16 protein-coding genes and 3 pseudogenes are annotated in these 20,586 nt (G+C 69.6%); 9 read left to right on the top strand and 10 right to left on the bottom strand.

The features are described 5' to 3' along the window. Positions 1-10: 10 nt before the first annotated feature. Both A6A29_RS28135 and A6A29_RS28130 read left to right on the top strand, forming a co-directional pair. Positions 11-571 carry a carboxymuconolactone decarboxylase family protein gene (locus A6A29_RS28135; protein WP_073724089.1) on the top strand — a complete coding sequence of 187 codons (561 nt, stop codon included), beginning with the start codon at positions 11-13 and terminating at the stop codon, positions 569-571. 148 nt (positions 572-719) lie between these two features. Then, a pseudogene (locus A6A29_RS28130) lies at positions 720-1,012 on the top strand (DUF1330 domain-containing protein). A 42-nt stretch (positions 1,013-1,054) separates the two neighbouring features. Here A6A29_RS28130 and A6A29_RS28125 read toward each other — a convergent pair. Further along, positions 1,055-1,771 carry a transposase family protein gene (locus tag A6A29_RS28125; protein WP_073724087.1) on the bottom strand — a complete coding sequence of 239 codons (717 nt, stop codon included), beginning with the start codon at positions 1,769-1,771 and terminating at the stop codon, positions 1,055-1,057. Positions 1,772-1,993: 222 nt separating this feature from the next. On the opposite strand from A6A29_RS28125, the gene A6A29_RS28115 reads away from it, so the two are divergent. Next, the gene (locus A6A29_RS28115) at positions 1,994-2,527 is read left to right on the top strand and encodes a glycosyltransferase (RefSeq protein ID WP_079183061.1); all 534 of its coding nucleotides are present in this window, start codon (positions 1,994-1,996) and stop codon (positions 2,525-2,527) included. Positions 2,528-2,534: 7 nt separating this feature from the next. Here A6A29_RS28115 and A6A29_RS28110 read toward each other — a convergent pair whose 3' ends face one another. After that, a complete protein-coding gene (locus A6A29_RS28110; RefSeq protein WP_073724083.1) occupies positions 2,535-2,912 on the bottom strand; it encodes an HIT domain-containing protein in 378 nt (125 codons plus the stop codon). 885 nt (positions 2,913-3,797) lie between these two features. On the opposite strand from A6A29_RS28110, the pseudogene A6A29_RS28100 reads away from it, so the two are divergent. From A6A29_RS28100 to A6A29_RS28075, 6 genes and pseudogenes are all read left to right on the top strand, one after another. Beyond that, positions 3,798-4,130 (top strand): annotated as a pseudogene (locus tag A6A29_RS28100) (transglycosylase family protein); the annotation flags it as partial. Positions 4,131-4,310: 180 nt separating this feature from the next. Further along, the gene (locus tag A6A29_RS45010; RefSeq protein WP_143197091.1) at positions 4,311-4,580 is read left to right on the top strand and encodes a VOC family protein; all 270 of its coding nucleotides are present in this window, start codon (positions 4,311-4,313) and stop codon (positions 4,578-4,580) included. Between the two features lie 761 nt (positions 4,581-5,341). Continuing rightward, complete coding sequence (locus A6A29_RS28090) at positions 5,342-5,791, top strand: hypothetical protein (protein ID WP_073724077.1); 450 nt, start codon at positions 5,342-5,344, stop codon at positions 5,789-5,791. Positions 5,792-6,078: 287 nt separating this feature from the next. Then, on the top strand, positions 6,079-7,050 hold the full coding sequence (locus A6A29_RS28085; protein WP_143197090.1) for a cytochrome P450: 972 nt from the start codon (positions 6,079-6,081) through the stop codon (positions 7,048-7,050). A 98-nt stretch (positions 7,051-7,148) separates the two neighbouring features. Further along, positions 7,149-7,946 carry a hypothetical protein gene (locus A6A29_RS45465; protein WP_158074479.1) on the top strand — a complete coding sequence of 266 codons (798 nt, stop codon included), beginning with the start codon at positions 7,149-7,151 and terminating at the stop codon, positions 7,944-7,946. A 204-nt stretch (positions 7,947-8,150) separates the two neighbouring features. Continuing rightward, positions 8,151-8,402 carry a hypothetical protein gene (locus A6A29_RS28075; RefSeq protein WP_073724075.1) on the top strand — a complete coding sequence of 84 codons (252 nt, stop codon included), beginning with the start codon at positions 8,151-8,153 and terminating at the stop codon, positions 8,400-8,402. A 175-nt stretch (positions 8,403-8,577) separates the two neighbouring features. Here A6A29_RS28075 and A6A29_RS28070 read toward each other — a convergent pair whose 3' ends face one another. The 8 genes and pseudogenes from A6A29_RS28070 to A6A29_RS28040 all read right to left on the bottom strand — a co-directional run bounded on the left by A6A29_RS28070 (position 8,578) and on the right by A6A29_RS28040 (position 19,915). Further along, on the bottom strand, positions 8,578-10,725 hold the full coding sequence (locus A6A29_RS28070) for a serine/threonine-protein kinase (RefSeq protein WP_073724073.1): 2,148 nt from the start codon (positions 10,723-10,725) through the stop codon (positions 8,578-8,580). A gap of 263 nt (positions 10,726-10,988) precedes the next feature. Then, positions 10,989-11,225 (bottom strand): annotated as a pseudogene (locus A6A29_RS48235) (Tn3 family transposase); the annotation flags it as partial. Positions 11,226-11,545: 320 nt separating this feature from the next. Further along, positions 11,546-12,532, bottom strand: coding sequence for a TniB family NTP-binding protein (locus tag A6A29_RS28060; RefSeq protein ID WP_073724069.1), 987 nt, complete (start codon positions 12,530-12,532; stop codon positions 11,546-11,548). A 116-nt stretch (positions 12,533-12,648) separates the two neighbouring features. Further along, a complete protein-coding gene (locus A6A29_RS28055) occupies positions 12,649-14,784 on the bottom strand; it encodes a DDE-type integrase/transposase/recombinase (protein ID WP_073724067.1) in 2,136 nt (711 codons plus the stop codon). After that, positions 14,781-14,975, bottom strand: a complete 195-nt coding sequence (locus tag A6A29_RS47905; protein WP_338012905.1) for a hypothetical protein — start codon at positions 14,973-14,975, stop codon at positions 14,781-14,783. The genes A6A29_RS28055 and A6A29_RS47905 overlap by 4 nt, the downstream gene beginning before the upstream one ends. A gap of 36 nt (positions 14,976-15,011) precedes the next feature. Then, a complete protein-coding gene (locus A6A29_RS28050) occupies positions 15,012-15,590 on the bottom strand; it encodes a TnsA-like heteromeric transposase endonuclease subunit (protein WP_338012904.1) in 579 nt (192 codons plus the stop codon). An 88-nt stretch (positions 15,591-15,678) separates the two neighbouring features. After that, positions 15,679-17,121, bottom strand: a complete 1,443-nt coding sequence (locus tag A6A29_RS28045; protein ID WP_338012903.1) for a DNA-binding protein — start codon at positions 17,119-17,121, stop codon at positions 15,679-15,681. A gap of 274 nt (positions 17,122-17,395) precedes the next feature. Next, entirely contained in the window at positions 17,396-19,915 is a 2,520-nt protein-coding gene (locus A6A29_RS28040; RefSeq protein WP_073724065.1) for a DEAD/DEAH box helicase, read from the bottom strand. Positions 19,916-20,586: the final 671 nt, after the last annotated feature.

Genomic DNA, 20,586 nt, shown 5'->3' with positions numbered 1-20,586 from the left:
AGGTGCCGCGATGTCACGCATCGAACCGCTCGCCCCGCCCTACACCGCCGACGTCGACCGGGCGCTACGCCGATGGATGCCGCCGGGTGTGCCGCACGAGCCACTCGCGCTGTTCCGTGTACTGCACCGCAATCCGGAGCTGGCCTCACGAATGTTCGCCCTCGGCGCCGGACTGCTGGGCCATGGGCTCCTCCCCGCTGTAGACAGGGAGATCGTCATCGCCCGCGTGACCGCGCGATCCGCCTGCGCCTATGAATGGGGAGTCCATGCCGCGACCCTGGCGCCGCAGGCCGGACTGAGCCTGGAACAACTCCGGGCAACTACCCAACCCGACGCAGCAGTCAGTGCTCCATGGTCGCCACGCCACACGGCACTGCTCCACGCGGTTGACGAACTGATCGACACGACCCAGCTCACACAGACCGCCTGGGACGCCCTGCGCATGCACTACGAAGAGGCTCAATTACTCGAACTGCTCGTACTGATCGGCTGGTACCGAACCATCAGCTATCTGGCCAACGGGCTCCTCCTGGAAGAGGAACCCTGGGGCACCAGGTTCCCCACACAGTGACTGCGTTCCGCCCCTACCCACCACCGCGGCGCTGGTCGGCATCGGCGCCATGGCGATCACGACGCCGACAAGTCTCACTCTCGCCCGCCGACGCTCGTCCGAGACCAACCCGTAGGTCAGATGCGCTCATCCTCACACTGGAGGTTCCATGCCCAAGGGCTACTGGGTCAGCGCCTACCGCGCCATTTCGGACCCCGAGAAGCTGGCTGCCTACAACAAGCTGGCCGCTCCGGCCGTCGAGGCCGGGGGCGGGCGGGTCCTCGCCCGTGGCGGTCGGGTCGTGGCGCATGACGCCGGAATCGCCGAGCGCACCGTCCTGATCGAGTTCGACAGCTTCGACCAGGCCGTCGCGGCGCACGGGAGTGTGGGCTACCAGGAGCGCTGTTCGCCCTCTCCGACGGTGTCGAGCGCGACTTCCGCATTGTCGAAGGCATCGACTGACCGAGGTCCAGCCGGATCCTCACTGAAGTTCCGGGACAAGCCTCACGACCTCGTGCAGGGGATAGCGGTGAGATATCGAAGGGCGGGTGGGATCTCGGTGCCCACGGTTGCCAAGCCAGGATCAGGTCTGCGGTCTGCTGCTGGGACAGCAGGCCGACCGACGACGGCTTGGACGGTGTCGTCCATGTGCTCTCGGCGGCCGAGGCGACGGGCCGGTGCCCGCCAGTTCTTCATGTGGGCGATGCCGTGCTCGACCCGGATGCGGCGGGGGAGTGGGCCTTGCGCTGACGCTCGTGCATCTCCTCTTACCACTCCGGGGCATTCTTCTTGAACTTGCGGTGGCGTCACTACGCGTCCACCGGTCTGTGCTCCGAGCCCCTGGTAGCCGCCATCGGCAAGGATCTCGACTGCTGGGCCGTCGGACAGGAGCTTGACCAGCCCTAAAACGGGAGCGTGGGTGATGTACGCGCAGCTTCCCGGTTGGGTCGGACTGCAGAACAACCGCCCGTCCTCGTCCGTGAAGACCATCGCCTCCATGCCGTTCTGCCTGTCCTTGCCGGAGATGAACGTGTCCCGGTCCTTGCGGCCGATGGCCGGGCGGCGAACACGGATCTCGATGCCGTCGAAGATGCCGGTCTTCCCGGTCGCGCCGAGATGGTCGACGACCTCGGCCAGGGTTCGCAGCCGCGCGTCGGGACTGATGGCGCAACCTCGCTCGGCGAGCAGGGGCCGCACCCCGGTAATGGCCCGCGTCTTCATCCCGGTCAATCTGGCCTCCGGCCTGGCCAAAGCGGTCCCATGACCTGCGAGACACTGCGGAGCGTGCTCGTCGAGCGGGCCAGAGCATCGAGGTGCTGTTCCGCTTCTACGCCAAGTTCCTCGACGGCCTCCAGGAGCACGCCAACCGCCTCATCGAACAGTCGATGAGGGAGTGGGACCGCGACAGTCGAGGCGAAGCTCCGCTCGAGCGAGCCATCGTGGATCGGGAATGGACCGGAACATGCTGCTCTTCTGCGGCAGCAGCGGATCGCTGCACATCAACACCGCCGTCCGCACCAAACTGCCGCCCTGTCCGAGCGGTACAGCGTGCTGCACGTCGTCGGCAAGGGCAACCTCGCCCCCCAGTTCGCCGACCGGCCCGGATACCGGCAGCTGGAGTACCTGTACGACGGCATGCCTCACGCGTTGGCCCTGGCGGACCTTGTCATCGGGCGGGCGGGGGCCACCACTCCGGCCGAACTCGACGTCCTGAAACTGCCCGCCGTCCTGGTGCCGTTGCCCGCCTCGGTCAGCCGCGGTGACCAGCTCGACAACGCGCGCGCCTACGCCGCTCAGCCCCCGGAGCGCTTCCGCGTCGTCGCCGACGAGCAGCTGACCGACACCGGCGTACTCGTCCAGGCATGCGCTGTCCTGTCCGCCGTCCCCCGCGGCGGACAGGGCGCCCGTCCGCGGCCGGAAGCCGCAGCCGAGCGCGTCGCTGATCTCGTCCTGCAAGCGGCGGATCAGCACCGGTAGCGCAGGGTCAGTCGTGGTTGCCGTACATGTCGCGGATCTCCGTCTCGCTCTCGCCCCGGTGGGTGACGTGCCAGTGCATGTGCTTCGACTCCTGGTACAGGCCCAGGTTCGTCGTCACCGAGCACGACCCGTACTCCTTCTCCACTCCGGCGGCCACCTCCCGCACCACGGCCACCACCTCGTTCAGCAGACCTTCCTCAGCGTTGCCGAGGTCAGTGAGCGAAGGGACGTGCTCCTTGGGGATCACCACGATGTGGACCGGGTACGAGGGGTTGGTGTGGTGGAAGGCCAGGACCCGTTCGGTCTCCTTCACCCTCTCGATGGGAACCGCGCCGGCCAGCGCCTGATGGCAGTAGAAGTCGGAGCCGGTTGCGGTACCGGTCACAGGTGCACACCTTCGTTGGGCAGGAATGTCGGAAGGGCGCCTGCCCAACGTGGTCGTCGGGCAGGCGCCGACGGCAGCGTAGCGACCGGCCAACCCGCAGCCGAAATCACCCAACTCCATTTGCGCGAATGGGGGTTTGTGCAAATGCCGGCCGCTCGCCCCCGGAGCCGTCCCGCTGGCGAGGCTCGAACCGACCATGAACCATCGTTGGCGCTGTCGATAACGAAGAACAGCGTTTGATGGAACAAGCTCAGCGGCTGGGCGTCGGGACCGTTCGGGAAGTTCCGTCATGATCCGTGACCGAGGGGCGCGGGTCGACTCTTCGAGGGTCACGGGCATGGGGTGCTGCTCCGGGCCATTCTCGCAGGCGAGGGGCCTGCTGAGGCTTATCCTCGCCGCCTACGACACGGTCCGGTCCTCCGGCCCGCCCCCGCGAGGCATACCCGGCCCCGCCGGAATGGGCTCGCCGTGTGAGGGGTTTCACGTCGCGGTGACCCCGGTGCACGTTGTCGCAGTTCAGATGATGTGCTGTGCCTGTTTCCCGGGCGATGGGTGAACGGCGTCACATACGCGTGCCGAAGGCAGAACGTCCCGGTCGCCCCCTGTGCGCAACCCTCTCGGAATGGCGCCCGAGCCCACGGGCCCGGGACCTTCGACCCAGGGCCGAAGTCCCGACGGGGTAGGCCTGGAGCCGATGACTGAGGGCCTTCGCGTCGTGCTGGAAGCCTCTCGGAACCAGGCGTCGCCACCGCCAGAGTGGAGGGGTCGCCGTCGGCGCCGGCCCCCCCGGCGCCGACGGCGCGACAGTCCCTGCCGCCTCCGAACGGAGCACCTGAATTGTTCAGCACCACCAGCACGTCGGCTCATCACTCCGCGCGCCCGGCCATCCGTCGTTCTTCCCTGTTCCGCCGTGTGGCCGTCGGCGCGGCCGTCGCCGCCGCCGGCGCGGTGGTCGCACTCGCGGGCTCTGGCAACGCCTCCGCGGCCACCACCGGAAACAGCCAGTGGGACGCCTTGGTTAACTGTGAAGCGTCGGGAAACTGGTCTGCCAACACGGGCAACGGCTTCTCCGGCGGCCTTCAGTTCACCCCGTCCACGTGGCAGGCCTTCGGCGGTCACCAGTACGCCGCGTCTGCCCACCAGGCCACCGCGCAGCAGCAGATTGCCGTCGCCGAGAAGGTCCTGGCCGCACAGGGCCCGGGCGCCTGGCCGGTGTGCAGCGCCAAGGCCGGAATGTAAGCGCATCATGGCCTCACCGGCAGAACGGTGAGGCCATTGCTATGACCGTCACCGTACGGATATGAGCCGCTGCCGACGCCTGATGAGGAGGGCCCCGCCCTCGCCTGGCAACCGGACGACGGCTGCGCCCCCACCGGTCTGGACCTGCAGACCCGTGATGTGTTCGCCGCAGCTCTCTTCTACGGGGAGGTCCTGGGCCGGGCGGCGGAGAATGACACTGATGTCGTCTACCGCCGGGACCATGTCCTCCTCGATCTTGGCAAGCGTACGGTCCTCTCGCTGCGCGGCGATGGCCGTGCGGTCGCGGCGGGCGGCATCAGGCCCGGTCCGGCGGACATCCACTGGAGACCGGAAGGGTTCTCACGGACGCTGCGGGACCCCGACGGAGGCATGTTCTCCCTCACCCACCGAAAACCCCGAAGCGGGTGACTGGGCAGGCGCGTTTCCCAGGACGACGACACCTGGCACGCGTCTCGTCCGCTAGGCGTGCTGGCAGGCGATCTGTGCATGCACGAGGTCGGTCGGACAGATGCGCCGCACCATGGGGCAGTTACATCATGTGTTCGAATTACTCGTCGCGTCGCGGCTTGGGTGTGGGTGTGTCGGCCGGCCTGAGCATCACCGTTGGCCATGGCGCCTGACCTGCACAGCTACCTGTTTCAAAGCACTTGGCCCGGGAGGGCCGCAGCCACCGGGGCGACGCAGTACAGATCCCCCGCTCACGGGCGCTGCGCGATGACGTACCCAGTGGCGGCAATCCGCAACGCGAGGGAACGGCCGGCATCCGGGTGCGCGGCGAAACCGGCACAGGCCGCTCCGGGCCGATCCTTGCCGGGGCCGGTCTCGTGGCAGACGATGTGCCCCTCGTCCTCAAACGCATTCGCGGACCAAGGCGGCGAGCTGGCCCGGCGCGAGATTGCCGGCGCTCTCGCGTCGGAAGTCATACGTTTCGCAGCGCTCGGACATCACCTGGACCCGGGGGAGCCCGGGTCGGCGACCGGGGCGTCGCCGACCGAAACGGTCCGCGCCGGAAGGGGCGGGGGCTGGGGTGTTGGCATGGTGCCCTCGGCAGGGGGCCGGCGTGTGGTCGTAGAGGATGCTCGACGACGATATCCAGCGGCAGGTCCAGCCGTCCTGCACCGCTAGGACGGCACTGGCAACGGGAACCGGATGCCGCTAACTTCCCCAGCATGACTACCCGGTTCGACTCCCAATTCGGCAGCGTTCTGCAATCCGTGCGTGAGGTCCTGCCGGAAGCATCCGTGCTCGTCCTGGAGCGCAAACTCCGCCAGATCCACACCGAGCGGCCCGACCTGAATGTTCCGGAGGTCGTGAACATGGCCTTCGACGTCATTTCGGGGGAAGTGATCGATGCCCGCATCGCCATGGAGGATGCGGGTGCGCGCGCCGATGAAGCGGCTGCTGCCCAAGCAGCCCACCTCGCCTCCATTCAACGCATTCAAGAACGCACCTACGAGCTGGATTGTCTTGAAAAGCAGTACCCCGGGAGGGCCACCATGGCCGAGGTGCTCGCTGCCGCTGGGATCTCCTGGGCGTACCTCGGTCTGACCGAGGAGGACGGTCTCCTGCTGGTGCGAGGAAACAGCAGGGGCCTACCCCTTCCTGCCCCCTCTAGGTAAACGGAGTACCGCCCGTGGATCTGGCCTTGTCCCGCCCCGCTCTCCGGATCGCCCCCTCCGACGGTGATCTGCACCGTCAAGCGGCTCGTCTCCGGCACTTCGGACCGCTTGTCCCTGTCGAGCTCCCAGGCGGCTTGGCTGCCTGGGTGGTGACGTCCGACGCGTTGGGGCGGGCACTGCTGGTCGACCCTCGTTTCGTGAAGGACATCGCTGTATGGCACGCCTGGCAGCGTGGAGAGGTCCCGGCGGATTGGCCTTTGCGGGCCGTCGTGAACACGCCACGTAGCATGATCACCGTGGACGGCATGGAGCATCGCCGACTGAGGGCCCCGCTCGCCCGGACACTCACGCCGACACGAGTGGAGGCTCTGCGCGGCCGGGTGAGCGCCATCGTCGAGGAGCAACTGGACCGACTTGCCGAGGCATCCGCGGCCAGCGACGGAGGGATCGTGGACTACCGCACCCTTTTCGCGTTCCAGGTTCCGATGAAGGTCATTGGCGCATTATTGGGGATCCCAGAGGGCTGGCATGAGACGTTGCGCGTGCTGTTCGAGGACTTCTTCAGTGAAGCCGTGACCGCCGAGCGGAAGAGTGCCGCTGTCCGGGGAATCCGTGAGCTCATCACCGAGTTGATTACTCGTCGCCGGATGGAGGCCGGGGATGATCTCGTCAGCGGCTTGCTGGCCGCTTGCGTCGACGAGCCCTACTCCGACGAGGAGTTGATCGGCACCCTCCTGGTGGTGATCGGGGCGGGCCACGAAACCACCGTGCACGTCTTGGTCAATGGTCTTCGTGCGCTGCTCGCCCACCCCGAGCAACTGCGCCGTGCGACGGGAGACCCGGCACTGTGGGCCGGTGCTGTCGAGGAAATCCTGCGCTACGACGCTCCCCTCGCCTCTTTCTTCGCTCGCTACGCCACGCAGACTGTGCGGATCGGCGACGCGGATGTGCGGCGCGGAGACCCTCTGCTGGTCAACTACCTGGCCATGGGCCGCGACCCTGAACGCTACGGTCCTGAGGCGTCCACCTTCGACATCACCCGACGCCCGCAAGGCGGACACACCGGCTTCGGTCACGGACCTCATGTGTGCATCGGTGCGCCGCTGGCCCGGCTCGAAGCCACCACAGCGCTGCCTGCACTGTTCGAACGATTCCCGGGCATCCGTATCGCCGTACCCGCCGCCGCCCTCCAGTACTTCCCCTCCCTCATGCTCAATGGCCGGCTCGACGTTCCTGTACTGCTGGGCACTCGGTCGTAGGGCAGGGCTGGCAGAACCGGGCACGGCCTTGAGCTCGAATCATGGACACACGAGACACTGGATCCTGAGGATCTGGGAACGGACATCTCGTGGTCGTGATGAACTGTCCGCCGCAGTTCACGGCGGATGCGGTCGCGCTGTACGAGTCGCGGCCCGAGGCGAGGATCCGGCAGGTCGCTGAGCCGCCGATACCGGGACGCTTCGCCCGCCTGGTCGGTTCGGCGGTCACTACCTTCCACGAACGGTTCTGCGCGGCCACCGTGGATCGGCTCTCGGCGGCGACTCGGTCCCGGCTGGACATCCTGGTCGCTGAGGACGGCGGTGTCGAGGACTCGGCGGGCGGCGGGGTGACGTTCTTCTCCGAGCTGAAGGCGGAGCCGGGGGCGCTGCGCCTGGACAGTCTGCTGACGGAGGTGAACAAGCTGCAGCGGGTGCGTGCGCAGGAGCTGGCGCCGAAGTTGTTCGGAGACGTGTCGGAGAAGCTGGTGACGGCGTGGCGGGCGCGGGCGGCGAAGGACGACCTCGGACCTGCGGGCGGCAGCCGGACCGGTGCGGTACACGCTGCTGGCTGCGCGCCCGGCACGGTCTCTTTTTCGTCCGAGGCTGTTCGGAGGCTGACCAGCCGTGATGCCGGGGAGTGGACGACCGGTCTGCCCCGGCGTGCCGGATCGTCCACCCTCAGCACCTGGGGATGTCTGCGGGATGGGGGACGGCGGCGAGCACCAGGGGGCGCGATGCCGGTTGGACGCCCTGGCGGCCGGGGCAGGCGAGCTGGCAGCCAGGGCGGAACTGCAGGTGCTGGCCGGGTGGTTGGCCGGGCCCGCAGCCTGGCCAAGGTATGTCTTGGAAGCCGGGTACCTCTGGCGTCTTCGGGTTCCGCTCCCACGATCGGGTGACCGGGGCCGCGGAAGACACGCTGCTGGCAGCGGACAGCCTCGGGGCGGGGCCCGTTTGTGAAACCGGGTGCCGTGGCCGTGTCCGCCGCCGCTGGTGCCGTACCGCGGTGGGCACCAGGAGCGCGGCGCCTTTCCGGGGCGGTCCTGCGGTTGCTTGCTCCTGCTGGCCGGACACGGGAGACGCGGTGCCCCTACGATGGCCCGGTGATCGCCCGCCGCATGCTTGGCCCCGGCCCGGAGGATCCCGCGCACAGTGTCCGTGCCTCCCAGGCCGATCTCCTCGACGTGTTCCCTGGCGTCCGGCTCCCCGATCTCGACGGGCTCCGGGCCCGCGGCGTCCTCGGGACCTCCACGACCACGCCCCCCGCAGCCCGGCGGGCCCTCGGCACCGGCGGCCACACCGAGGAGGAGCTCGCACCGGACAGCTCCGTCCGACCCGGCCTCCACGACCGGTGAACCCACGCGCTACCGGACGGTGCCGCCTGTTGTCACAGGGATCGCGAATCCGGTAACCCGCTGTTCCGGCGCCTCCTGTGCTGCCCGCATGACGCACGAATCCACTGAAATGCCCGTTCCCGCGGTGCACCGTGCGAAGGGTGACAGTAAGCGTCCGGGACCCGGAGCCGGCGCGTCAGGGATCGGTGCGGAACGAGTACAGACCGAGAGCGGTGAAGTATGCGTTGCGACCGCTGATGTGGATCTCTGAGGAGATCCGGGCCTCGTCCTCACTCCACGGCGGGGCGGACGGATCCCTCAGCGGCACCTCCCAGCGCGGCTTTCCCGTACGGGAGTCGAGAGCCAGGAGCTTGCTCGGATGGGACCTCCCCGCGTAGACGGTGTCCCCGGCGACTGCGACTCCCTCGGTGCCCGCACCGATCTCGCACCGCCAGCGCTGCTTGCCCGTTCTCGCGTCCAGGGCGTAGAGGAACTGGTCCTGACAGTGGACGTAGACGGCGTCGCCCTGCACCTGGACGTCATTGATGCTGCCCCCGAGCCGGCGCTTCCAGCGCTGCTTGCCCGAGGCGGTTTCCAGGGCGTGCACCCAGTGCTCCCGGGTGCCCAGGCAGACCGTACCGCCGTGGACGGCAGGCGAGCCGCTGGTCGTGTCGCCGGTGGCGGAGAACTTCCACCGGCGCCTGCCCGTGGAGCCGTCCACGGCGTGCAGTACGCCCCTGTTTGTCATGGCGAAAACGGTGTCTTCCGCGACGGGGGTTCGGCCCGTCGGCATGCCCTCCCCTGTCTGGAAGCGCCAGCGCCGGCGGCCGGTGGCGGGGTCGAGGCCGTACAGGTAGCCGTCTGTGGCGCGGGCGTAGAGGAGCTTGTCGCCCGCCGCCACTGAGACCCCTCCGAGACTGGCCAGCGGTACGGACCAGCGACGGCGGCCGCTAGCGATGTCGACCGCGTGGAGCCTGCCCTCCGAACTCGCCGCGAAGACCGTGGTACCGAGGACCGCGGGTTTGTCGGCCATGCCGCTCTTCGCGGTGTAGACCCACCGTCGGCGGCCGGTGGCCGCGTCGACCGCGTACAGGTTGTTGTTCTTGTAACTCCCGAGATAGAGCGTGCCGTCCGCCATCACCGCCTCGCCCATCTCGCTCCCTGGTGCGAAGTGCCAGTTCTGCCTCGGGTCCGGTTGCTCCTCCTGGAAGACTCCGGCCAATGTGTAGGCCCCGGCTCCGGTCGCCGACAACGCCGCGAGGCCGAGCAGCAGCTTTCGGCGGGGCAGCCGCCGATGACCGGAGCCCGCGGGCGGCGAAAACCCCTGCAGCACGGGCGGGTCCGGCCGAAGACTCCGCAGCGACGACGGCTGCGGTTGCGGTTGTGACACCGGCGGCACAGGCCGTGCTGCGGTACGGGTCCGGGTGCCGTGCAGAGGGTCGGCGGCCGGGTCCACCACCGTCGGCACATAACCGACTTGCTCGGCGGCCTCCGTGGTCCGGCGGGCGATCTCCGCGGAGAGCGCGGGGGGCGGCCAGGGCGGGGCCCCACCGGGCAGATTGGACAGCGCAGTCTCGAGTCTCGCCGGTGTGGGGCGTTCGGCGGGGTCACGGGCCAGACAAGCACGCAGCAGGTCGGCCACGGGCGGATCGATCCCCGTCAGGTCCGGGTCCTCGGACAGGACCCGGACATCGACAGCCGCCGGGTGGCCTGTGCCGTACGGCGACCGCCCCGACGCCGCGAACGCCAGCACCGCACCGAGCGCGAACACGTCGGAACGGGCGTCGAACCGGCCGTGCCGCAGGTACTCCGGAGCGATGTATCCGGATGTACCGACGACACCGGTCCGGGTCAGCCGGGTGTCCTCGTAGGCCCGGGCGATCCCGAAGTCGATGATCACCGGGCCGCTGTTACCCATCATCACGTTGGACGGCTTGAGGTCGCGGTGCACCAGCCCGGACACATGGATCTGCCGCAGGGCCGCCGCCAGGAGGACGCCGAGTCGGCGCACGTCCAGCGGCCCGTACGTACGGACGGCCTCGCCCAGTGAAGGGCCGGGGACGAACTCGGTGGCCAGCCATGGCGGGTTTTCGTCCACCCCGTCGGACAGCACCGCTGCGATACCGGGGCCGGAGACCCGTGCCGAGGTCCGCGCCTCGTGGGCGAACCGGCGCCGGAACTGCCGGTCCTCGGCGTACTCGGGGCGAATCACCTTCACGGCCGCGAGACCGTGGGCGTGCCCCGTTCCTCCGACGCCGAGATACACCAAGCCCATTCCGCCGCCGCCGAGTCTGCGCAACACCGTGTACGGACCGATGCGCTGTGGATCCACATGCCCGGTCATCACCGACCCACCCCCCCATGCGTCGCAGATGACTCTATGTCACCTCGATTCATGTGCACCAGGTTTCCGTGCAACCCGGCGACGGGTGACGACGCCGCTGACAGCGCGCCCCGCCGATGCCGGTGGCTGCGGCGCCGTGGCGGTGCACGTGGACGCGACGCCACGTTCGACATGCCGATCCCCGGCGATCTGTTTGCGAGGCTTACCTGGCGTAACCGCCGAGGCCAGACTCACTCCGCCCTGCTCCACCTCCGCAAGCAGGGCGCGTCGCTGCGAGGCGTCCGTCCCCGGGCGAGCATCCGGATTACGACGTAGGCGCAGACGGCTCCGGTGTGGATGTAGCCGATGATCCGCAGGATGTCCTCCCGGTGCCGCTCGATCCGGGTGAGGCCGCCCCGTCCGCTGGCCGCGTCCTGGAAGGCGCCGTGGTCGGCGGCGCGGTCGATGCGCCACATCTTCTGGTCCGGCAGGTCGGCCGGCTGCGGTGCGTAGGCGAACCCGGGTCGCTTCTCTCGACAACGCGCCCGTTCGTGAACGGGCTTGAAGCGGGTGTCCCTACCGGGCGCGGGCCGATGGCCGCCGCGACTGTCGTTTCGTGGGGGTGTAGTTGAGGGGCCGGTTTCGTTTTTTGCTGGGGTTATCCCGGTTGGGTTGAGACGGTGTGAGCGTGGTCTTGCGGGGCTATAGGCCTGCTGGCGTGGGGTTCTCCCGTTCTCGTTGAGAGTTTGTCCGTGTCCCCCTGGTAGTTCCGTCTTCTAAAGGCCGGTGCGTGTTTTCCCTGGTCACAGCGTTGTGTGGCGCGCGGGGAGCGGCTCGGGGGTTATCGGTGGGACGTGCGGGGCTGGTTCACGGTGGGCCGGTGGTGTGTTTCGGCGAGGTGGTCCAACCGGATGGATTCCAGGGATGTTTTGGTGATGCGTTCGGTGCCGTCGAGGATTGCGGTGATCGCGGCCTGGCGGATGAGCCGGGTCAGGCTCCCGATCCGTCCTGCGGTCCTTTGGTGGAGGTAGGCGGTATGGCGGGGGAGCGTGCCCGCCCGGTGCGCCCGCAGGTCGAGCGCGGCTTCGACCCCCGCGATCAGTTCACGGAACGGCTCACGTTTCCCCAGCCGTGCGGGGAACGCACCGCATTCCACGAGGGAAGCCCGCCCGGCGAGTTGGGCCCCGCGTACCCCGGAGAACAACGCCGTGTCTGTCACGTCGATGCCTGCGTACACGAACGTCGCCCCGATGCGTTCGGTGAGGTCTTTGAGCAGGTCGGTGGTTTCCGCGCCGGTCGTGGTGCGCGGGTTGAGCCGGTGGATCTCATCGATGAGGACCAGCCGCACCCCGGCCCGGTTGTAGGTGTGGCAGACGGCGTCGGTGATCTGGGCCTGCGTCATCCGGCCGGTGACGGGGATGCCGAGATACCTCGCGAACTCCGCCGCGAGGGCTTTCGCGGACGCACCCGGCGGCACCAGCACGTACGCGACCGGCACCGGTGCCTGCACACGGCCGTCCGGCACCGGGTGCTGCTGGGTATGGGCGAGGTGGCAGGCCCGCCCGACGTGCAGGAGCGCGGTGGTCTTCCCCGCCGCGGCCGGCCCGGTCACGATCAGCGAGGGGCGGGCGGTGGTCTGCTGGTGCCCGCCCAGGATCATCAGCGTGCGCACACTCGTGGTGAGAGTGTCGAGCGCCGGGGTCCGCACCGTGACGAACGCCGAGTGGTACGCCAGGCGTTCCTCCACGCTGCGCGCCGCCTCCCCGGGGGCGGGTGGCTGTGGGGGAGGGGTGGTGGCGAAGCGCTGCCAGCCCGGCCAGGTCGTCACCGGCCACGCTGCGCCGCCCGGCCCGTCGATGTCTGGTGCGCCCGTACCGGGCCCTGCTCGCCCGCCCGCTTCGTCCGCCGCCCCAGGATTTTCTCCTGCTCCCCGACGGTGGGAGGTCACCACTTGAGGGCCTCTTCCTGAGCGTTGTAGAGCCCGTACCCGGTCACCGGCGCCACCGGTCTGTCCACTGCCTCGTCCTCGTCACGGTCCTCTGCGTCCTGGCCGTGGTCGAGGTCATCGAGGCTGTCCTCTCCCGCACCCCTGTCCGCCGGGGCCGGTTCGGGCACCTGAATACCGGGCTCCGAGCGGGGTGGCGGGGGAGTGCGGACGGTGCTGGTGCGGGTGTGGAGGTGCTGCTCCTCGGCGGTGGCCTGTCCGGCCTTGGCGCGGCGCATCAACGCGTCGAGGGCTTCGGCGAGGTCGGCCTCGGCCCGTTCCGCGTTCTCGTTTCTACGGTGGGCGGTGGTGGTGCGCAGGTACTGCCAGAGGCGGTCGTTGAACGGCTGGTGGGCGTGGTCGCGGTGGATCCACGGGATCTCGGTCAGCCCCAGCCCGGGGAGGCGGACCCAGACCTGGCGGACGTCGTGCGGGTTGGCGTGGACCTCCCATTTTCCGCCCCGGGCCGCCACGGTCGAGCGCTGCCCCCGGTAGGGGCCGAGGAGGTCGTGGTCGTAGGTGCGGTGCTGCAACCGGATGCCGTGCTCGGTGATGACCTGCCACCGCACCGGCAGCAGCTCCACATAGTCGCTCCCGCTCAGGGGCACCGGCACGTACCCGCAGACGGAGACCAGCGCCGCCCACATCTCGTTCGGCGACAGCGCGACCTTCGGCAGCATCGGATGCCGCAGGCCTTGGTGCGGACGGTGGTGGTAGTGCACCAGCCACTCATCGAGGAGGTCCTGCAGCTGGGCGACGCTGTAACAGGCTTCGCGTGCCGCGTCCTTGCCACGCCGGGTGACGTCGGAGCCGGTGTAGCCGGGCAGGTGCTGGCAGAACAGGGTGTTGATCGATCCGAAGGTCCGCTCGACGATGCCCTTCGCGGTCGGGGCGAACGGCGGCGCTGCCTGCACGCTGATCCCGAGTGCTTCACACGCGCCCGTGAACGCCTTCGACAGGAACACCTTCCCCCGGTCCACCACCACGGTCTCGGGCACCACCACCGGCCGTGCGGCCGCCCCGTGGAGACGTTCGTCCAGCGACAAGAGCCGCTCTCCGGGCAGGACCGTGCTGTGCGCGAAGCGCAGCACCTCGGGCCACGCCGGCCGTGCCGGATGCGGCACGGCCATTTCTGCCAGCAACAGCGCGGCATCCACCGCACGGGTTCCGGCCGGGCACAGCACCGCCGCCAGGATCGCCCTGGAGGCCACATCGACACCGATCGTCAGCTCGGGGCGTCCCACGCTCCCGTCGTCGAACCGGGCGAGGACGTCCAGGCGGGTGGTGTCGATCTGGACCTGCTCCCCGGGCCGCAACGCCACGGTCGGGGTGAACCCCCGCCCGCCGTCGGTGACCGGCACCGTCCGCACCCGGGTGGCCGGATGGTCCGCGGGGTGGGCGAGTTCATGGACGAGCCGGTAGAACGTGGCCCGCGACGGCATGACCACCGAACCCTTGTGCCGGTCTTGAAGGAGCTGCGCGACCAGCGGCATCAGCCCTTTGACGGTGCCCTTGGAGCGCCCCCGCTGCCCGCGCAGTACCTCCTTCACCGCGGCTACGACCCGCTCGTCCTGCCGACCCCCGCCGCTGCGTCCGCGTGTGGTGCGGTGGTCCACCAGCCCCCACAGCCCCTGCTTGCGGTACGCCAGCCGCATCTTCTGCACCGTCTTCTCCGACACCCGCCCAAAGCCCAGCGCGGTCAACTCCTGTGCTTTGGCCCGTTCCCGCTCGGCCAGTGTCCACCGCTCCGGGTCGTACTCCGCCCGCACCACCCCATCGCTGCCCACTTCACCCGGCAGCCCGCATTCCACTTCCCTGATGTGCCGAAGCCAGGCCAGCGCCTTCTCCCGCGCCGCGGCAGGCGCGGTCTCGAACAGCCCCCACTGCGGCACCGCCTGCACCGGCTCCGCACCTACGACCGCGAAGCCGGGGTCGGCGAACAAGTGCCCAGCGAGCACCACCTGGTCCGCCCCGTCCTCACCGACCAGATGGAAGCCCTGCCGGGACAGCGCCACAACCTGCCACCGCGCACCGCCGAAACGAACTTGTGCCCCGACCTCCACCACCGGCCGCCCGCTCCGCCGCACCCCGCTCACCCCGCCTCCCCGCAGACCGCGTCGGGCCTGCTGCCGCCTTCGGCCTGGACCACGATGCGTGCGTGCAGCGGCACATCCAAAGACGTCACCAGCAGTCCCGCCCACAGCGCGTGGAACGCGACGGGCAGAACCTCGATCGGATCACCGACCGCTTCCACCCCCCAGGCAAGCGGCTGAGGCTGCGCGAACACGTCAACCACCGTCTCCAGCAGACCCGGTCGCCCCCGCTAGCGTGGGTGCCGGTAGCCGGCCAGCCACTTCACGTTGGCCTCCACCACCTCGTCCAACCGCTCCAGCCGCCGGTAGACGAACCCCACCTGCGTACACGCTTGCGTCATCACGGCAGCAGCTGTCAGGGCCCGCTGCCCACCGGCCTCCGGGTGGCTGGGGCAGTCGGCCAGCATGCCGGTACCGTCCGGGTACCGCACGAACAGCTGCGGCACCCACGACCGCACCCGCCCGCGCTCGTCCCGCCACAGCACCCGCACTGGCCGTCCCGCCATGCCGACTACCCGCCGGTCACGGTCCAGGACCATCAACCGCACCTGCATCGCCTGCGATCCCGAGGCCACGTGCCGTCCGGTGGTGGCCGACCACCACAGGCCCGGACCCCACCTGCGCCCCGGCACGACCGGGAACGCCGACACCGGTTCCAGCTCCTCGAAAGCCACCGCGACAGCCGCGTCCGCCCACCGCTGCTGCACCACCCGCCCCACCGGGTCGACGAAGACGGCCTCGAACCCCGCCCCGACCACCACGCCCTGCCCGGCCCTTCCAGGGCCGCCCGCCACGCTCCCGCTGCTCACCCACCCCACCCAACCGGCACCCCACCGCACCGGACATGTTTCGCACGTTCCGATCACAGACCGCCGAGCAATGCGCTAAAGCCCGGCCCTACTGGTCCTCTGCCGCTACGGTCACCCGCAACACTTCCGCCGCCTCCTCCGCGGACAGCCGCGCCCACCGGGCCACCTCGTCCACCCCTACCCCGGCATTCACGGCCGCCGCCATGACCCGCAGCAGCACCTGGTCGAGCAGATCCGTGCCACGGCTCAAGCCTTCCAACAAGGACCTCGCCACCTCGGCGGTGACACCGACCTGCGCACCGTGCAACTGCTGCAACTGTTCCTCGGCTTCACCGAGGAGGTTGGTGATCACGAAGCGCTGTTCGGCGGGCACCACGGCGCGCCAGTTCGTTCCCGAGCCGGGCATCTTCTTCTCTCTGGACAAGACCCGCAACTGCACGGCCATCGTGGAGGGCTGGTGTTCCTGCCGCACCCACCACAGGTTCTCCTCGAACCGCACATTCGGCCCGGGCTGCTTCTCGGGGGAGCGGCGCAGGCGGACGACGGCCCCTATCCACGCGATGAGCGGCCCTCCGCCCTCGACTGCGATCAGCGGCCCCAGCCACTCCCTTCCCACCCGTGCGCCGAGACGGCGGCAGAACTTTCCGTCAGCGGGCAACGGCCGCGGCCGTTCACCCCCGCTGTCCGCCCACACCCGCTGCGCCATGACCGGATCCAGCAGCGAATCCGCGACCGTGACCACCTCGGGGAAGATCACCGCGTCCCTCCCCACGATCCGCCACCATTCCAGGTCGTCCCCGGCGTTCCCGCCCGCGATCTGGTGCAGACGACGCGGCCAGAGCTCTTCGCGCTCCCAGCCGTAAGCCCCCTCCCACCACCGGGCCACGACCGCATGCGCCAGCGCGAACACCTCCTCGGGCCCCACACCGGCCCGCACCGCACGACGTGCCACTCCCGCCCACCGCCGCTGTGCCGCGGCTACTTCCGGCAGACCCCGCAGGTCGAGGTACTCGTGGGGCTGGTCGGCGTCCGCGTCCAGCTGCCACCGCCCGTGCCGGACACATACCCGTTCCCACCGTGGTGCGTACCGCAGCACGCGCACCGCCGCCCCTGTACGCCGGGCCGCGCACAGACGGCACCCGAACGCCACCGGCCCCACCACGGCACCCCCGGCGCGCCACACCGCCAACGGTTCCCCGCCCTCCCCGCCCTCCCCGGCGGGGAACTTGGCGCCCTCCCGGCCCCAGGACGGCAACGCCCGCCCCAGCACCTCCTGCCCGACCCCACACAGCCGGGCCAGAACCTCCCGCCCTGCCGCGTTCAGCACCACTTCGCCATCGGCCCGCACGCCTCCGCTCTCGTGCCGGGGCCGCGAACCACGCCAACGCCAGCATGACCACAGGGCTTTCGCCTCCATCCCGTAGCAGGCTGCGACACGGTCGATCAGCGACGACATCGTCTCCCCGGCAAGAGGAGCGACACGGAAGACCCCGGACACCGCACCGCCGACACGGACAGTCCCGTCAGACACCTTCACCCCTCTCGCTGGTACCTGGGCACCCAGACTGGTCCGTGCGGCGTCAGGAAGTCCGGTGAACAGCGAAGACCAGCCCGTCCGGCACAGAGGACGTTTTTTCTCCTGCACGCCCAGCCGCGGGCCGCGGCTTCGATCGCCCGTCACCCGCTGGTGCGTCGTGCCGGACGGAACTTCTGATCCATTGCCTACGGTGGCCAGCCTCAGACATCAGCCAGGGCGCGCATGCTGCGCGGCGCGGCGTGGCGGGGTGCGGTGACGATGATGCCCATCATGCCCAGCGCATGCCGATCGCGGAGAGTTGCTCTACCCGTTGCGGGGTCAGCGTCGTGGCTCGGGATCTCTGGTTGCTGATCCATGTGCCGAGCTGGTGCTCCCGCTGCTTCTGGCCCTGGCCGAGGATCCACTCGACGTGTTTGCGGGGGACCTGAAGGTGGCCTTCGCGTTCGTAGAACTGCCGGGCCGCGGCGAGGTTCATCGCCCATTTGTCGGCCTGCGTACGGCGCGGCGGCGGCTTCTCGTCCTCGCTGGCGGGCTCGATCCCGAGGACTTGTTCGCACATCCATTGCTGGACGCTTGTGAGGTTGTCCCAGCCGAGCCGGACCGTGTGTATCCACCGCCCGAGGTCCTCGCCCTGGTGCACGACGTTGCCGGGCCCGGTGGGCAGCTCGCCACCGATCTCCTCCAGGTGGAGCCGGACGAGGTGGAAGGAGCGCTGCCATTCGACGGGCCAGGTGGGGCACCAGGACGGGTCGATGTCCTCCAGCTGCTCGCGCCGCGTCTCCGACAGGGACCCGGCCGAGGACTCCACCGGCAGGCCCTCGGCACGCCGCCGCTCGTTTTCAGCGGCCTTGCGTGCGGCGGCGCGGGCGTTCTTCAGCCAGATGCCCACCGCCGCGCCCTGGAAGGTGGCGTCGAGCGGGGCGAGGAGGTGGCCGTTCTCGGCGGCCCACCCGCGTGCGGCGGCCAGGCCCTCTTCCCAGGCGACGTCGAAGTGGGACCAGATCATGCCGAGCTTGTCCAGCTGGGCGATGCGGTGCTCGTCCATGTCGCCGCGGGCGTGGAAGCGGCGTGCGTCGGCGGTCCACTGCCCAAGTGGGAAGTTCGCGAGCGAGGCCGGCCACCCGACCCCTTCCGCTTCTTCACCTTCGGGGACGCGGTAGGTGAATGGGACGCGTAGGTCGTCGTGTTCGCGGGCGTAGATGACGGCGGCTTCCATGCCGCGCCGCCAGTGTTCGTGTTCGGGGTTGAGGACGCGGAGGTTGATGAACGCGGCCAGCTGGGCCGGGTCGCGGGGCGTGGAGAACTTCAGCAGGGCCTTGGCGGGGCCGCTGACGCCTCCGGAGCCGTCCCCGCTCCCCTTGCCGCTCTTCCCGCTGTCGTCCTTGCTGACGGGCTTGTAGCCGCTCGGGGCCTGCTGCTCCGCGAGGGTCTCCACGATCCTGGCGTCGTGGGCCCGCAGCGCTTCCAGGAGCTTGGCCAGCCCGCCGTACGCCCGGGACGTGAGCATGTTGTCCGCCGTCTCGCCCGGCCCGAGCAGCACCGGCACCACGAGCGACGCCATCTTGCCCTCGCCCGGCTGCATCCTCAGTGCCCGCCCCACGGCCTGGACCAGGTCCGGCATCGAACCGCGCACGTCAGCCCAGTAGACGGAGTCGCAGTGCTTGGTATCTACGCCCTCGCCCAGGACCTTCACCGAGCACAGGAAGCATTTCTCCACCACGGTGCCGTCCGCGGCGATCCCGTCGGCGAACTCCCCAAGAAGCCGCCGCCGGTGGAGCGGCTTGTGGTCCCCGCACAGCCAGTTGGCCCAGATGTTGGCCGGGTACAGCTCAGGGTCGGATGCGTGCAGCTGTGCGGCGACCTGGGGGAGGCCGGCCGCGAACGCTTCGGCCTCCTTCACCAGGTGATGGAAGACCAGCGTGCGGCGGAAGCCCTCCTCCGAGGACGCCTTCACCAGCGCGGTCTGCAGGGCGGCGAGCCTCGCCCCGCGGACCTCTGCCGAGCGGCCTTCGGCGCCCAGGAGCTGCGCGGCCTGGAGCGCGGTGTCGGTGACGTCCACGCAGACGACCTGGTAGGGGGCACAGATTCCCCTGTCGATGGCCTCCGAGAGGGTCAGGGTGAACGCCCGGCTGCCGAAGGGGCCCTCGGGGTCGTCGTCCATGCTGGCGACCAGCTCGCCGGGTGCGCCGTCCTGGTCCTCGTCCCCGAGCTGCCACAGTCGGGGCGTGGCCGTCATGTAGAGGCGGCGCAGGGAGGGGATCTTCTGGTTGTCGTGGACGACGGCCCACGGCTTCCCGATCCGGCCCGATGTCCGGTGTGCCTCATCGACCACGATCAGGTCCCAGGCCGAAAGGCCGGCGGCGTGTGCCCGCTCCAGTGTGCCCAGACCGAGGCTGGCGTACGTGGCGTACACGGTGACCTTCTCCAGGCCCCGGGTCCACTCCACCAGCTCGTCCACGTCCGTGGTGTTGGGGAAGGACACCTCCTCGCCCCGCAGCGAGGACACCCCGATCATCGACCCCCGGCGGCCCCCCTCGCGCCACGCGGACTCGGTCTGGGCGAGCAGGTCCAGCGAGGGCACGAGCACCAGCACACGGCCCGCGTGGAGCTCCTCCGCGCTGCGGACCGCCACCCTTGTCTTCCCGGACCCGGTCGCCATGATCACCTGTGTCCGGAGCCCTCGCTCGGGCACAAGCGATCTTGCAGGCAATTCAAGGGCACGGAGGACCGCGTCAACGGCTTCCCGCTGGGCGGCCTCGCGTTGATCAGAACGGTTCGTGGTCGACATATCCGTCTGCCCTCTTCTGGGTGCCGTCCGATCGAATCGAGCGGCGGGACACGGGAAACCTGCACGTAGGCGAGCCACAGAGGCTCCGGTCGGACTGACACGGCTGACTGGTCGCTCCGCCTCAGCCGAGCACCGGCAAGGCCGTTCGGTAGACCTCGACAGGCCCCGGAGTACTTCGGGGGCGGTGTGCTCTGAGTCCAGAATATATCTCGCTTCTGAAATGAAGCACACCGAATGACAAAACCCCTCCAAAGCGAATGAAATCTGTTAGTCTCCCCTTATCGCACGGCACACCGGAGCCCTGACGACCACTCAGCCGGCTTCCCCCGCCCGGGTAGCCGGCCCTGCGGGTCCCACCCTCGCCCCAACCACCCGTCACCCGCGTAACCAGCCGCCCGCGAAGCGGGCTCTCGGCCCTGAAAGCGAAGCTGGAAGGGGCCAGCGGGGGAGCGGAGCGGACCCGCCCCCACCCACGGAGTGGGTGTCACACCCCTTGCGAAGCAAGGGGTGTGGGCCCGGAACGGGCCAGCTCGCGCAGCGAGGCCAGCCGCAAAGCGGCCAGCCCTGAAGCGAAGCGCAAGGGCCCCACCCCGCGAAGCGGGGTGGGGCGGTGAGCGAAGCGAACCGCTTCTCTTGCACAGCGCGCAGCGCTGTGGGACCCGCTCCGCGGG

The organism is Streptomyces sp. TSRI0281 (assembly GCF_001905125.1).
In the GTDB taxonomy this organism is placed as follows: domain Bacteria; phylum Actinomycetota; class Actinomycetes; order Streptomycetales; family Streptomycetaceae; genus Streptomyces.
Note: the sequence above shows the minus strand (reverse complement) of the source record. Positions and strands in the feature narration are given on the sequence as shown.

What these genes read in the sequence shown, in the direction of transcription:
- A6A29_RS28125 (WP_073724087.1), bottom strand. Translation starts at nt 1,771, where the DNA reads ATGAAGACGCGGGCCATTACCGGGGTGCGGCCCCTGCTCGCCGAGCGA.
- A6A29_RS45465 (WP_158074479.1), top strand. Translation starts at nt 7,149, where the DNA reads ATGAACTGTCCGCCGCAGTTCACGGCGGATGCGGTCGCGCTGTACGAG.
- A6A29_RS28040 (WP_073724065.1), bottom strand. Translation starts at nt 19,915, where the DNA reads ATGTCGACCACGAACCGTTCTGATCAACGCGAGGCCGCCCAGCGGGAA.
- A6A29_RS28135 (WP_073724089.1), top strand. Translation starts at nt 11, where the DNA reads ATGTCACGCATCGAACCGCTCGCCCCGCCCTACACCGCCGACGTCGAC.
- A6A29_RS28070 (WP_073724073.1), bottom strand. Translation starts at nt 10,725, where the DNA reads ATGACCGGGCATGTGGATCCACAGCGCATCGGTCCGTACACGGTGTTG.
- A6A29_RS28090 (WP_073724077.1), top strand. Translation starts at nt 5,342, where the DNA reads ATGACTACCCGGTTCGACTCCCAATTCGGCAGCGTTCTGCAATCCGTG.
- A6A29_RS28085 (WP_143197090.1), top strand. Translation starts at nt 6,079, where the DNA reads ATGATCACCGTGGACGGCATGGAGCATCGCCGACTGAGGGCCCCGCTC.